Raw genomic sequence first — 13,159 nt, 5'->3', positions numbered from 1 at the left:
TTTTCTCGGTGTGTTTCTCCGGAGCCTTTTCTGGAGGCTTTTTCGAGGCATCCCGGAGAGGAATGCCCGGCGGGCGCGGCGCCGGGCTCGGACAGGGCCGTCCCGGCGGGGCGGCCCTTCGGCGTTCTCCGGGCCTGTCGGGAACCCGTCGCCGAGGTCAGTAGGCTGGAGGCGTGGACTATCGAGCGGTTGAACTGGCAATCATGGAACGCGGCGTCGAATGGAACTTCGATCCGACCCTCGACAGGATCGCCGCTCTCATGGACCTGCTCGGGTCCCCGCAGCGCAACTATCCCGTGATCCATGTCGCCGGCACGAACGGCAAGTCGAGCACGACGCGGATGATCGAGGCCATTCTGCGTGAGCGCAACCTCCGCGTGGGGCGGTTCACCAGCCCGCACCTCGTCTCCATGCGCGAGCGCATCTGCGTCGACGGGGCCCCGCTGAGCGAGGAGCGTTTCACCGAGGTCTACGAGGATCTCCTCCCCTACCTTCAGATGGTCGACGCTCAGGGCAGGCGGCTCTCCTTCTTCGAGACGCTCACCGCGATGGCCTACGCCGCCTTCGCCGACGCGCCCGTCGACGTGGCGGTCATCGAGACGGGGATGGGCGGCTCCTTCGACGCCACCAACGTCGCCGACGGCGCCGTGGCGGTCATCACGCCCGTCTCCCTCGACCACACCGACTACCTCGGCCCCGACGTCGCGACCATCGCGGGGGAGAAGGCCGGGATCATCAAGCCCGGGGCGACCACCGTGCTGGCCCAGCAGGAGCTTCCGGCGGCCGAGGTGCTGATGCGCAGGGCCGTGGAGGTGGGGGCCACCGTGGCCCGGGAGGGCATGGAGTTCGGCGTGCTCGCCCGGGAGCTGGCGGTCGGGGGGCAGCTGCTCCACCTGAAGAGCCTCAAGGGAGAGTACGAGGAGATCCTCCTGCCGCTGTACGGCGCGCACCAGGCGGGTAACGCCGCCTGCGCGCTGGCGGCGGTCGAGGCGCTGACGGCCGGGGACGACCCGCTCGACCCCGAGCTGGTGCGGCAGGCGTTCCTCCAGGTCCGCTCGCCGGGAAGGCTGGAGGTGGTCCGCAGGAGCCCCACGGTCCTGCTGGACGCCGGGCACAACCCCGGAGGGGTCCAGGCCACGCTGGAGGCCGTGCACGAGTCCTTCGGCTTCGCCAAGCTCATCGGAGTGGTGGCGGTGTTCGGCGACAAGGACGTGCGGGGCATCCTGGAGCTGATGGAGCCCATGTTCGACGAGATCGTGGTGACCCGGAACTCCTCGCCCAGGTCCATGGACGTCTCCGAGCTGGGCGCGCTCGCGGAGGACATCTTCGATCCCGAGCGGGTGCACCGGACCGAGCGGCTCGACGACGCCATCGACCTCGGCATCGCGCTGGCCGACGAGGCCGGGGAGTTCGGCGGCGCCGGAGTGCTGATCACCGGGTCGGTGGTCACCGCGGGCGACGCGCGCCTGCTGCTCAATGTGGACGAGGCGAGATGACGAGGCGGGGCCGCCAGGCGGCCGGAGGACGGCGGGAAGGCAGAGAATGATCACGGTTACCCCGGGCATGCGGAGGCTCTGCGCCAGCGTGCTCGGCATGGAGGCGATCGTCGTCGGGCTCATCACCCCGGTGGCGATCAACACCCAGGGCGTCGAGCCCCCCGTGGCGGTGACCGTCGGCCTCGGCCTGGCGGTCCTGTGCGTCCTGGTCATCGGCCTGCTCAAGCGCCCCTTCGCCTACATCGCGGGGAGCGTCGTCCAGGTGCTCGCGATCTGCGCGGGGCTCCTGGTGCCGACCATGTTCTTCCTCGGGGCGATCTTCGCCGCGCTGTGGATTACCGCGATATTCGTCGCTCACCGTGTCGAGGGAGTGACTTCCCGCTAAAGTCGGCCTACATGGCCGTTCCCCCAACGAAGCCGGAGCAGACCATGGCCGAGGAGCCCGCTGTTTCGGCACGTGCACCGCGTTTCTCGCCACTGGACGCCGTCCTCGGGCTGCTCGTCACCGTGGCGCTTCCGCTGGCGATCGTCGCCATCCCGAACACGATCTCGGTGGTGGCCGCGCTGCTGCCGCCCGACGTCTCCCAGATCGACATGATCCGGGCCCATGGGCTGGCGCTGCCGGCGATGGTCCTGACCGTTCCGCTGGCGGCGGTGATCGTCCGCCGGATGCGGGCGGCGCCGGTCCTGGTCGGCGGGCTCACGCTGCTCGCGCTCGCCGACGTGGCGGGAGGATACGCCGACTCCCCGCTGCTGGTGGGCCTCCTGCGCGCCGCGCACGGCGTCGGCGCCGGTCTGCTGGTGCCGGCGACGCTGGTGGCGGTGTGGGAGCGTCCCCGGATCCTGCGCGCGGTGTGGGCGGGGGTGCTCGCGGTGAGCCTGCTGGCCGCCCAGGCCCTGGCGCTGTGGCCGCTGGACGCGGTCACGTCGTGGCGGATCACGCTGCAGCCGTACCCGATGCTGACCGGAGCCGCCCTCGCGCTCGCGGCGCTCTACCTCGTGCTCTGGCTGAGGCGGGACGAGAGCGGCGAGGACGCCGCGAGGCCCGGCCTGTACGGCCTGGAGCGCGGGCGGCTGCTGATGACCGCGGTGCCCGCGGTGGGCATCGCCGTCCTGGCGCTGGGCACCACGTTCGACTGGTCGCCGCTTCTCGTGGTGGTCGCGGCGCTGCTGTCCGTCCTGGCGCTGCTGGGGCTGGCGTCCGCCGGGACCTTCGCGGGGACGCGCGGCCGGGTCGCCGCCTACACCACGGTGGCGGTGGGGGTGGTCGTGCTGCCCACCGCGGCCCAGATCACCTATGTCGAGCTCCGCGGGCTGGGAGGTCCCGGCCTGTCCGGTCTCTGGCCGGCGTTCGTGATCGCCGGGGTGGCGGGTCTCGTCGCCGCGGTGCTGCTCGACCGGGTGGCCGACGCCGCCATGCCCATGGCCTCGGCGGGCGGCCTGGTCATCGTGGTGGCCGGGTTGTGCGCCGTGCGGTTCCTGCTGCCGGCCGCCGACGGGCCCACGCTGGTGATCCCGTTCGCGCTGCTCGCGATCGGCGCGGCGGTGGCGCTCACGTCGGCCCTGCGCCCGTCCGCCGCGGGCACCGCCCTCTTCGCGCTGTCGCTGTTCTTCCCCGGGGTGCTCGCGGGCTTCCTGCTGGGGAGCGGGGTCCAGTTCATGCACCTGGAGGAGGCGAGCTCCCCGCGCGAGCTGGTCGACGCGTTCGTGAGCGCCATGCACTGGTGGGCGCTGGTCGGCGGCATCCTCGTGGTGGCCGTGATCGTCCTCGGCGCGATCCTGACCCGCCGTTCCGGAGAGGCGGAGCCGGCGGGGAATGCGGTGCAAGGCGCTGAGAAGGCCGTGAACGGGGGCGCGGCGGCGGAGACGGCGGAAGGCGTGGCCGCGCAGGCCGGGGCCGTGGAGGCGGAGGTCGCAGAGCCCGCGTCCGGGAGCGATCGCGCCGCGCGGTCCGCCTCCGGCTCGGGAAGCGCGGTGACATCCGGGTCCGCCTCAGGGGCGGGCTCCGGGGTCAAGCCCGACGCGCTGGTGGCGGCCGGGCCCGGTACGGCGGCGAAGTCCGACGTGGCGATCAAGTCCGATGTGACGGTGAAGTCCGATGTGACAGTGAAGCCCGATTCGACGGTGAAGTCCGATGTGACAGTGAAGCCCGACGCGGCGGAGAGCGCGGCGGCGAGATCCGACGTGGCGCCGGCGTCCGCGGCCGAGGAGCGCGAGTCCGGCGCCGAGTCCGGGCCGGACGCCTCCACGCCGGTGGTGCCCTCGCCGATGCCGTCCCCGGAGAGCTCGGCCGGCGACCGGCCGGGCGGTGCGTGAGCTCGCCGACCGCGGGGGATCCTGCCAAGGGCGATAAACTTCGCCCGTTCACCGCAGTCTGCGAGTCATTCCTGTTCAAAGGAGAACATCAGTGTCCGAGCGCACTCTTGTCCTGATCAAGCCCGACGGCGTCGCGCGTGGTCTCATCGGCGACGTGATCGCCCGCATCGAGCGCAAGGGTCTGAAGGTCGTGGCGATGGACCTGCGCACCCTGGACGCCGACACCGCCAAGGCTCACTACGCCGAGCACTCCGAGCGGCCGTTCTTCGGCGAGCTGGTCGAGTTCATCACCTCCGGTCCGCTCGTCGCGATGGTGCTCGAGGGCCCCCGCGCCGTCGAGGCGTTCCGCGCCCTGGCCGGCCTGACCGACCCGGTCAAGTCCGCCCCCGGCACCATCCGCGGCGACCACGCCCTGGAGATCGGCGAGAACGTGGTCCACGGCTCCGACTCTCCCGAGTCCGCCGCCCGCGAGATCAAGATCTTCTTCCCGGACCGCTTCTAGCCTGGAGTAGTCCGGCCGGATTCTCCGGCGCCATCGGGCCCCGTCGTCCCTCTGGGGACGGTGGGGCCCGATGTATGCATGGGCCTGGAGATTTTTATGGGGAAGACGGCTCATAATGCGGATAGATGGGTACGTGACGTTACGTTTCCACTCCACTCCGTAGTTTCCGCCGGTGACCGGACGGAAGGAAGGCAGGCTTCCCCATGGGCAGCAAGCTGGCGTTCCTCGGCCGCGACATGGCGGTTGACCTGGGCACGGCCAACACTCTCGTCTACGTGCGAGGCCAGGGCGTCGTCCTCAACGAGCCCTCCGTCGTGGCGATCAACACAGTCACGGGGAAGATCGTGGCGATCGGCATCGAGGCCAAGCGCATGATCGGCCGGACTCCCGGCAACGTCGTGGCCGTGCGGCCGCTCAGGAACGGCGCCATCGCGGACTTCGAGGTCACCGAGCGCATGCTCCGCTACTTCATCCAACGCGTGTTCAAACGCCGTGTCCTCGCCAAGCCGCGCATCATCATCGCGGTCCCGAGCGGGATCACCACCATCGAGCAACGTGCTGTGCGGGAGGCCGCCTACCAGGCGGGAGCCCGGAAGGTCTACATCGTCCAGGAACCGATGGCCGCGGCGATCGGGGCGGGGCTCCCGGTGCACGAGCCGACCGGCAACATGGTGGTCGACATCGGCGGGGGCACCACCGAGGTCGCCGTCATCTCGATGGGCGGCATGGTGACCAGCCAGTCGATCCGGGTGGGCGGCGACGAACTGGACCAGGCGATCATCTCCTTCGCGAAGAAGGAGCACTCCCTCATGCTCGGCGAGTGCACCGCCGAGGAGATCAAGATGGCGATCGGCTCCGCCTGCGCCCTGCCTGAGGAGAAGCACGCCGAGATCCGGGGCCGTGACCTGGTCACCGGTCTGCCGAAGACGGCGGTCGTGTCCGCGGCGGAGATCCGTACGGCGACGGAGGAGCAGGTCGGCGCGATCGTGGACGTCGTCAAGACGACGCTGGACAGATGCCCGCCGGAGCTGTCCGGCGATCTGATGGACCGGGGGATCGCGATCACCGGGGGCGGGGCGCTCCTGGCAGGGCTGGACGAGCGGCTCAGGGACGAGACGGGGATGCCGATCCACCGCGTGGACAACGCCCTCGACGCGGTCGCCCTGGGATCGGGCAAGTGCGTCGAGGACTTCGAGGCGTTGCAGCAGGTGCTCGTCCCGGAACAGCGGCGCTGATGAAGGGGCGCGGATGAAGGACACACGCCGGACCCGGGCGATCATGGGGTTGCTGCTGGCCATGGCGCTGGTGCTCATGACGGTGGACAGCCGCACGGGGGAGGGATCGCCGCTCGGCCTGCTCAAGGGGGCCGGGACGACCGTGTTCGGCGCCGCCGAGCAGGTGGGGGCGGACATGGTGCGGCCGGTGACCCGGTTCGTCACCGCGCTGGTGGACGCGCCCGGAGCGCAGCGGCGGATGGAGACGCTGGCCAGGGAGAACGAGCGGCTCCGGCAGGACCTGGCCGCGCAGACTCTCGACCGCAGCCGCTCCGAGCAGCTGCGCGGCCTGCTGAGCACCGCGGGGACCGGCGGCTACACGATCGTGCCCGCCCACGTGATCGCCAGGCGCGGCGTGCCCGGGTTCGAGGAGGCGGTCGAGCTCGACGTGGGCGAATCCGACGGGGTTCGGCCGGACATGACGGTGCTGAGCGGCGCCGGTCTGGTCGGCAGGGTGATCCGGGTGGGGCCGTCCACCTCGACCGTGCTGCTGATCAGCGACCTCGGTTCGGCGACGGGGGGACGGCTGGAGGGCAGCGACGAGATCGGGGTCGTGAGCGGGGCCGGGGAGCAGGGCCGCCTGCTCCACTTCCGGCTGCTCGACTCCACCGCCCCGCTCGCGCCCGGCCAGCGGATCGTGAGTTTCGGCTCCCACCGCGGCGCGCCGTACGTGGCGGGGGTGCCGATCGCCGTGATCGAGCGGGTGGAGGCGACGCCCGGCGAGCTGACGAGGATCGCCTACGCGCGGCCGTACGCCGACCTGACCGCGCTGGACGTGGTCGGCGTGGTGGTGCGGCAGCCGCCGCGCGATCCGCGTGACGCGGTCCTGCCGCCCGCGCAGGGGAAGAAGGGAGGCCCGGATGACAGGCCGTGAGACGGCGGCCCTGCTGCTGGCCGTGGCGACGATGATCTTCCAGGTGACGATCCTCAACCGGCTGCCGCTCCCGGGCGGGATAGCGCCCGACCTGGCGCTGCTGGCCGTGGTGGGATTCGCGCTGGTGCACGGGGCGGAGGCGGGGGCGATCACGGGGTTCTGCGCCGGGCTGGTCGGCGACGTCCTGCCGCCCGCCGTCCACCTGATCGGGGAGCACGCGCTGGTGCTGTGCCTGATCGGATACGCGGCCGGGCGCGTGATGGAGCAGGCGCCGGACACCGCCCCCGTGGTGGCGCTGGGCTGCGCGGCGGCCGGGCCGGTGGTCGCGGCGGTGGCCGGCGGCCTGTTCGGCGGCCTCCCGATCGGCCCGGCGGTGCTGACCGACCGGCTGGTCCCGGCGGTGGTGTGCAACGTGCTGGCCGCGCCGCCGGTGGTGTGGGCGGTGATGAAGATCTTCCGGGGCCGGACGCGGGTCGCGGAGCGGGCGGAGTTCGAGGTGCCGAGCCGGGTGCGGTACGGCGTGGCCGGCCCCCTGCGGAGCCGGCCGTGATCCGCGTGCGGGGGCGCCTGAGCGTCCTGCGGGCGCTGACGCTGGTGCTGGTCCTGCTGCTCGGCGCGCGGCTCTGGCAGGTCCAGGTGATGGAGGGGGACCGGTACGTCGCGGCGGCGGCCGCGACGCGCACGCGGGACGTCGTCGTGCCGGCGGTCCGGGGGCAGATCCTCGACGCGCTGGGACGGCCGCTGGTGCGCAACCGGACCACGCTGGTGGTCTCGGTGGACCGTACGGCCCTGGAGCGGATGGAGGACGGCGGCGAGGCCGTGATGGCGCGGCTGGGCAAGGTGCTCGGCCGCGAGCCCGAGGACCTGCTGCTGCAGATCCGGCCGTGCGGCCCTGCGATCTCCCGCCCGTGCTGGGCCGGTTCACCGCACCAGCCGGCCCCGGTGGCCGGTGACGTCACCCCCCGCCAGGCCCTGCAGATCCTGGAGCGGCAGGAGGACTTCCCCGGCATCACCGCCCGCGAGCAGGCCGTCCGGGAACATCCGGGCAAGAGCGCGGCGGTGCAGGCGCTCGGTTACCTGCAGCCGGTCACCCAGGAGGAGCTGGAGAAGCGCGAGGGGCTCAAGGCGGAGTTCTCCGGGATCGACGTGGCCGGCCGGGACGGCCTGGAGTCGGTCTACGACCGGCAGCTGCGCGGCACGCCGGGGCGCAAGCGCGTGCAGGTGGACCGGCTCGGCAAGGTGCTCGGCGTCGAGCACGAGGTGGCGTCGCGCCCCGGGGACACGCTCATCACCAGCATCGACGCCAAGGTGCAGGCGGTGACGGAGAAGGCGCTGGCCGAGGCGATGAAGAGCGCGCCGGACGCCGACGGCGCGGCCGGGGTGGTGCTGGACGCCAGGACCGGCCGGGTCATGGCGATCGCCAGCGCGCCGACCTACGACCCGAAGGTCTGGACGGGCGGCATCGATGAGAAGGACTACCGGCGGCTGCTGTCGGAGAAGGCCGGCCTGCCGCTGGTGTCGCGGGCCATCAAGGGCGAGTTCGCGCCCGGCTCGACGTTCAAGATGTCGTCGGTCACGGCGATGCTCCGGGCCGGGTACCCGATCAACGGCCGGTACAACTGCCCCGGCTCCTACATGGTCGGCGGCCGGTCGTTCAACAACTTCCGGGGCCGGGCGCTGGGCGTGATGAGCCTGCACACGGCGCTGGTGAAGTCCTGCGACACGATCTTCTACAAGGCGGCCTTCGAGCAGTACACGAAGGACGGCGGGAGACATCCCAGGGGCAAGCCCAAGGAGGTCATGGCGAACACGGCGCGGGCCTTCGGGTTCGGCAGCCCGACGGGCATCGACCTGCCGGGCGAGTCTCCCGGCCGGATCCCCGACCGGGCGTGGAAGAAGGAGATGTGGGCCGCCACCAGGGACGTGAACTGCCGGCGCGCCAAGATCGGCTATCCGGAGGTCGCCAAGACCGATCCCGGCCGGGCCTCCTTCCTCAAGTCGCTGGCGCGGGACAACTGCCAGGAGGGCGACCAGCTGCGCCCCGGTGACGCGGCCAACTTCTCCATCGGGCAGGGCGACGTGCTGGTGACGCCGCTGCAGCTGGCGGCGGCCTACGCGGCGCTGGTCACCGACGGCAGGCTGCGCAGCCCCCGGGTGGGCTGGATGCTGGTGCGGCCGGACGGCACCAAGGTCAAGGAGATCAAGGTGCCGGTCCGGGGGAAGCTGCCGCTCTCGCCGTCCGAGCGGGCCTACATCAAACGGGCGCTGAGCCAGGTGGCCTCCGACGGCACCGCGGCCGGGGCGTTCCTCAAGTTCCCGATGAAGAAGGTGCCGATCGGCGGCAAGACGGGAACCGCCGAGGTGTACGGCAAGGCGGACACCTCGTGGTTCGCCTCCTTCGCCCCCGTGCACGACCCCCGGCTGGTGATCGTCGTGATGGTGTCCCAGGGCGGCATGGGAAGCCAGACCGCGGCGCCGGCCGTGCGGAAGATCTACGAGGGCATCTACGGCTTCACGCCCGAGGGCAAGCCGGCCCCGGCGGCGCTGCCGGGCGGGGTGCCCGCGTCCAGGCCGCCGGCGATCCTGCCGGACGGCACGCTCGCCAAGAAGATCGTCACGGAGCGGGGGAGGGTGCGGTGACCCGGGTGCTCGCGTCGCGGGGCGGGCCGCCCGCCCGCAGGCCGGTGGGCGTGCCCGCGCCGGTGTTGAAGGCCGACGGGCTGCTCGTCGTCGCGGTGGCGGGCCTCGCGCTGATCGGCACGCTGCTGATCTGGTCGTCCACCAGGACCTGGACGGCGGACGGCACGAGCATGCTCAAGAAGCACCTGCTCAACCTCGGCATCGGGACCGCCCTGGCCGTCGCCGCGGCGACGGTGGACCACCGGGCGCTGCGGGCCTACACCCCGCTGGTGTACGTCGCCGCCGTCGCCGGGCTGATCCTGGTGGTCACCCCGGTCGGCTCGGAGGTCAACGGCGCCCACTCGTGGATCATGCTGGGCGGCGGCTTCGCCCTGCAGCCGTCGGAGTTCGCCAAGCTCGCCCTGGTGCTCATCCTCGCCATGCTGCTGGCCCAGCCCGCCGAGGGCGACGACCGGCCCCGCGGGCTGGACGTGGTGGTCGCGCTGGTGGCGGCCGCGATCCTGATGGGCCTGGTCATGCTCCAGCCCGACTTCGGCACCACCATGGTCCTCGGCGTGATCACGGCGGGGACGCTCATCCTCAGCGGGATCCGCAAACGCTGGATCGTGGCCCTGACCGTCGCCGTGGCCGCCGGCGGGGCGGCGGTGTGGTTCCTCGACGTGCTGGAGCCGTACCAGGTCGCCCGGTTCACCGCCTTCGTCAACCCGGCCACCGACCCCAGGGGCGTCGGCTACAACAGCACGCAGTCGCTGAACGCCGTCGGGTCGGGGGAGCTGTTCGGCAAGGGCCTGTTCGGCGGCGGCCAGACCATGGGCCGGTTCGTGCCGGAGCAGCACACCGACTTCGTCTTCACCGTCGCGGGCGAGGAGTTCGGCTTCCTCGGCTCGGTGACCGTGGTGGTCCTGCTCGGGGTGGTGCTGCTGCGGGGGCTGCGCATCGCGCGCCGGTGCGAGGACCGGTTCGGCACGCTGGCGGCCGGGGCGATCGTGTGCTGGCTGGGCTTCCAGACCCTCATCAACGTCGGCATGACGATCGGGGTCATGCCGATCACGGGCCTCCCCCTCCCGTTCGTCTCCTATGGCGGCACGGCCACCTTCGCCAATATGATCGCCATCGGGGTGCTCCAGGCGATCCACATGCGTGAGCAGTGGCGCTGACCCGCCTGGCCGTACGGTCCCGTCACCTCCCGCGGGCCCGGCCGCCGGCCGCCGCACGCACCCGCGAAAGCCCCGTCACCGGCCCGACGGCTGACATGAGAGCCGCCCGCATGTGAGCGGCCCCCGGCTCTCACTGGCTTTTCCGTCGTCAAGCGAACATTCTGGGAACGACGACGGAACTCGCGATGACGGAGGGGCCGTGACATCGGAGCTCGCCGAGCGGCAGCGCGCGCTGGAGCTGTTGCGCACCGCGTTCCCCGACTACCGGATCGTGTTCAGCAAGGGCAGATGGGCCGCGGTGTCGGCGGGCAGCCCTCCGGAGGTCTGGTTCGCCGGGACCCCGGGAAGCCTCTGCGGCCAGCTCTTCCAGGCCCAGCTGCGCAACGGCGGGACGGTCGTCCCCTTCCGCCGGGACGGCAGCGCCCAGTGACGGGACGGCGCCTTCTCCTCACGGGACGGCGCCGCCGGTTCCCTGCTCTCCCGTGGCGGAGGGGGCCTCTCAGTCCACCCGGCCCGGGCCGGGGCGCTAGCGTCGAGACGACCCCTCGCAGACACGGCCGGGAGAGCCGATGACCCATAGTTCACGTGGCGGAGACCGCGCCACGCTGGCCTACGCGACCATCATCCGCAACCGCACGCTGGCCGAGCTGTCGGGCCTGCCGTCCGCGGCCGTCATCCAGCGGATGGTGGACGAGATCCACGCCTGCGCGCCGCAGCAGACCAGGTTCAAGTGCTGGCGGCTGGCGCACGGCTGGACGGTCGAGGAGGCCATCGAGCGCTTCCACGCCATGTGCGACGCGCAGGGCATCAAGCGGCGCGGGCTCAGCGAGCGCTCCTGGCGGGAGTGGGAGGCGGGGGCGCGGCCCGACCGCGACTACACCGACCTGCTGTGCCGGCTGTTCGAGACCGGGCCCGTCCAGCTCGGCTTCGCGCAGGACTACACGCCCGAGGGGCTGCGCGTCGCGCCGCCCGCTCTGGACCTGATCGCCACGGCCGCCGACGAGGCGGGCAGCCACGCCGAGCAGGCCGAGGCCAGCGAGCTGGGCTCCGGGGCGCTGGAGCGGTTGCGCACCCAGGTGATCTGGATCGCCAAGCGCTACGTCTCCGAGCCCCCGCTGCCCCTGTTCGTGGAGATGCGGGAGGTGCAGGAACGCACCCGCCGGGCGCTGGACAAGCGCATCCACCCCGGACAGGCCCGGGAGCTGTACTTCCTCACCGGCACGCTGTGCGGGCTGATGGCCAACGTCAGCATGGACATGGACCGTCGCATCCCAGCCGACACCCTCGCCCGGGCGGCGTGGACCTACGGCAAGGTCGCCGGGCACGCGGTGCTGATGGGCTGGGCGCGCGGCATGCAGTCCTCGGTGGCGCTGTGGGACCGGCGCTACGGCGACGCGGCGCGCTACGCCGAGGAGGGCCTGACGCACCTGCACGCGGGTTCGGGCGCCACCCGGCTGCACATGCTGCGGGCCCGGTCCTACGCGATGATGGGCCGCAACCGGGAGTCCGCCGAGGCGCTCGCCCGGGCGGCGGACGTTCGGGCGGCCGGCGCCGACGAGCTGCACGACGAGATCGCCGGGGAGTTCGCCTTCCGTCCCGCCAAGGAGCGTTACTACGCGGCGGTCACCCACCTGCACCTGGGCGAGCCGGAGGCGGCCATCGAGGCGGCCAGGGAGTCGCTGGCCCTCTACGCGCACGGGGAGCCGGAGAACCGTTCCTACGGCTGCGAGTCGATGGCCGGCGCCCATCTGGTCGTCGCCCACCTGATGGAGGGGGACACCGGCGGCGCCGAGGAGGCGATGGCCCCCATCCTCGCGCTCCCGCCCGACAAGCGCATCAGCAGCCTGGGCGCCACGTTGAACACCGGCCGCGCGCTGGTCTCCGCCCAGCGGGGCGGGGAGCGGATCGCGCGGCAGATCGAGGGTTTCTGCGCGGTGGGCCTGCCGCAGCGGGCCCGGCACGCGATCTTTCGAGCACACGACCTCCGAGAGGAGCCGATGACATGACGATCGCCGCCGAGGGGGAACTCCTCGGCCAGGCGTGCGCCGCGGCGCTCCGCCTGGCCTGCGGGCAGGCCGGGCTGGACGTCAGAGGGGTCACCCTGCTGCGTGACTTCGCCAACGCCGTCTACCACCTGCCGGCCGAAGGAGTGGTGGTACGGCTGGCACGGGCGGCCCCGGGCAAGTTCGACCGGCTGACGACCTCCGTCCGGGTCACCCGCTGGCTCGCCGAGCAGGGGTTCCCCACGGTCCGGCCGCTGGAGATCAAGCAGCCGGTCGCCGCCGAGGGGTTCCTGGTGACCTTCTGGCACCACGAGGAGCACGCCGGGCCGCGGCCGGAGCCGGCGGAGCTGGGGGCGATGCTGCGGTTGCTGCACGAGATGCCTCCGGCCCCGTTCGAGCTGCCGACCCACGACCCCTTCGGGCCGGTGCTGCGGGCGATCGAGGCCGCGCGCCTGCTCGGCGACGACGACCGGGCCTGGTTGCTGCGGCGATGCGGGGAACTGGCCGAGACCTACTACGAGCGGGTGCGTTTCGCCCTGCCGTACGGGCTCATCCACGGCGACGCGCACCGCGGCAACCTGATCCGCACCCCGGACGGGCTGCTGCTGTGCGACTGGGACTCGGTGTGCGCCGGGCCGCGGGAGACCGACCTGATCCCGACTCTGCAGGGAGTGCGGTTCGGGCTGACCGGCGGCCAGCGCGCCGGGTTCAGCCGGGCCTACGGCCACGACCTGACCGCCTGGCAGGGTTACCCGGTGATGCGCGACATGCGTGAGCTGCAGACCCTCACCGCCGTGCTGCGCAACGCCCACCGCGACCCCGTCGCCGCGGGCGAGCTGCGGCACCGCCTTGACTCCCTGCGAGCGGGCGACGACCGCCCGTGGCACCCGTTCTGAC

Annotated in this window: 12 protein-coding genes; all 12 read left to right on the top strand. The window is 72.3% G+C overall.

The window, feature by feature from the left end; translation table 11 throughout:
• Positions 1-203 precede the first annotated feature (203 nt).
• The 12 genes from Plo01_RS29250 (at position 204) to Plo01_RS29195 (ending at position 13,158) form a co-directional block, all read left to right on the top strand.
• Complete coding sequence (locus Plo01_RS29250; protein ID WP_203893929.1) at positions 204-1,496, top strand: bifunctional folylpolyglutamate synthase/dihydrofolate synthase; 1,293 nt, start codon at positions 204-206, stop codon at positions 1,494-1,496.
• Between the two features lie 46 nt (positions 1,497-1,542).
• Entirely contained in the window at positions 1,543-1,881 is a 339-nt protein-coding gene (locus tag Plo01_RS29245) for a DUF4233 domain-containing protein (protein WP_203893928.1), read from the top strand.
• 11 nt (positions 1,882-1,892) lie between these two features.
• Entirely contained in the window at positions 1,893-3,812 is a 1,920-nt protein-coding gene (locus Plo01_RS29240) for a hypothetical protein (protein WP_203893927.1), read from the top strand.
• A gap of 91 nt (positions 3,813-3,903) precedes the next feature.
• The gene (gene ndk, locus Plo01_RS29235) at positions 3,904-4,314 is read left to right on the top strand and encodes a nucleoside-diphosphate kinase (RefSeq protein WP_068925719.1); all 411 of its coding nucleotides are present in this window, start codon (positions 3,904-3,906) and stop codon (positions 4,312-4,314) included.
• A gap of 203 nt (positions 4,315-4,517) precedes the next feature.
• Positions 4,518-5,549, top strand: a complete 1,032-nt coding sequence (locus Plo01_RS29230; RefSeq protein ID WP_203893926.1) for a rod shape-determining protein — start codon at positions 4,518-4,520, stop codon at positions 5,547-5,549.
• A gap of 13 nt (positions 5,550-5,562) precedes the next feature.
• On the top strand, positions 5,563-6,462 hold the full coding sequence (gene mreC / locus Plo01_RS29225) for a rod shape-determining protein MreC (protein WP_203893925.1): 900 nt from the start codon (positions 5,563-5,565) through the stop codon (positions 6,460-6,462).
• Positions 6,449-7,012: a rod shape-determining protein MreD gene (gene mreD, locus Plo01_RS29220; protein ID WP_203893924.1), complete on the top strand. Its 564-nt coding sequence runs from the start codon at positions 6,449-6,451 to the stop codon at positions 7,010-7,012. Before mreC ends, mreD begins: the two co-directional genes overlap by 14 nt.
• Complete coding sequence (mrdA, locus tag Plo01_RS29215) at positions 7,009-9,102, top strand: penicillin-binding protein 2 (protein WP_203893923.1); 2,094 nt, start codon at positions 7,009-7,011, stop codon at positions 9,100-9,102. The genes mreD and mrdA overlap by 4 nt, the downstream gene beginning before the upstream one ends.
• Complete coding sequence (gene rodA / locus Plo01_RS29210; protein ID WP_203893922.1) at positions 9,099-10,259, top strand: rod shape-determining protein RodA; 1,161 nt, start codon at positions 9,099-9,101, stop codon at positions 10,257-10,259. Before mrdA ends, rodA begins: the two co-directional genes overlap by 4 nt.
• A 199-nt stretch (positions 10,260-10,458) precedes the next feature.
• Complete coding sequence (locus Plo01_RS29205) at positions 10,459-10,689, top strand: hypothetical protein (protein ID WP_203893921.1); 231 nt, start codon at positions 10,459-10,461, stop codon at positions 10,687-10,689.
• Positions 10,690-10,828: 139 nt separating this feature from the next.
• Complete coding sequence (locus tag Plo01_RS29200) at positions 10,829-12,265, top strand: NsdA family TPR-like regulatory protein (RefSeq protein WP_203893920.1); 1,437 nt, start codon at positions 10,829-10,831, stop codon at positions 12,263-12,265.
• On the top strand, positions 12,262-13,158 hold the full coding sequence (locus Plo01_RS29195) for a phosphotransferase enzyme family protein (protein ID WP_203893919.1): 897 nt from the start codon (positions 12,262-12,264) through the stop codon (positions 13,156-13,158). Before Plo01_RS29200 ends, Plo01_RS29195 begins: the two co-directional genes overlap by 4 nt.
• Position 13,159 lies beyond the last annotated feature (1 nt).

The organism is Planobispora longispora, assembly GCF_016863135.1.
Lineage (GTDB): Bacteria > Actinomycetota > Actinomycetes > Streptosporangiales > Streptosporangiaceae > Planobispora > Planobispora longispora.
Note: the sequence above shows the minus strand (reverse complement) of the source record. Positions and strands in the feature narration are given on the sequence as shown.

Bases quoted from the DNA above. Each gene is read 5' to 3' on its own strand.
- Plo01_RS29250 (WP_203893929.1), top strand. From the start codon at position 204: ATGGAACGCGGCGTCGAATGGAACTTCGATCCGACCCTCGACAGGATC.
- Plo01_RS29245 (WP_203893928.1), top strand. From the start codon at position 1,543: ATGATCACGGTTACCCCGGGCATGCGGAGGCTCTGCGCCAGCGTGCTC.
- Plo01_RS29240 (WP_203893927.1), top strand. From the start codon at position 1,893: ATGGCCGTTCCCCCAACGAAGCCGGAGCAGACCATGGCCGAGGAGCCC.
- Plo01_RS29230 (WP_203893926.1), top strand. From the start codon at position 4,518: ATGGGCAGCAAGCTGGCGTTCCTCGGCCGCGACATGGCGGTTGACCTG.
- mreC (WP_203893925.1), top strand. From the start codon at position 5,563: ATGAAGGACACACGCCGGACCCGGGCGATCATGGGGTTGCTGCTGGCC.
- mreD (WP_203893924.1), top strand. From the start codon at position 6,449: ATGACAGGCCGTGAGACGGCGGCCCTGCTGCTGGCCGTGGCGACGATG.
- Plo01_RS29200 (WP_203893920.1), top strand. From the start codon at position 10,829: ATGACCCATAGTTCACGTGGCGGAGACCGCGCCACGCTGGCCTACGCG.
- Plo01_RS29195 (WP_203893919.1), top strand. From the start codon at position 12,262: ATGACGATCGCCGCCGAGGGGGAACTCCTCGGCCAGGCGTGCGCCGCG.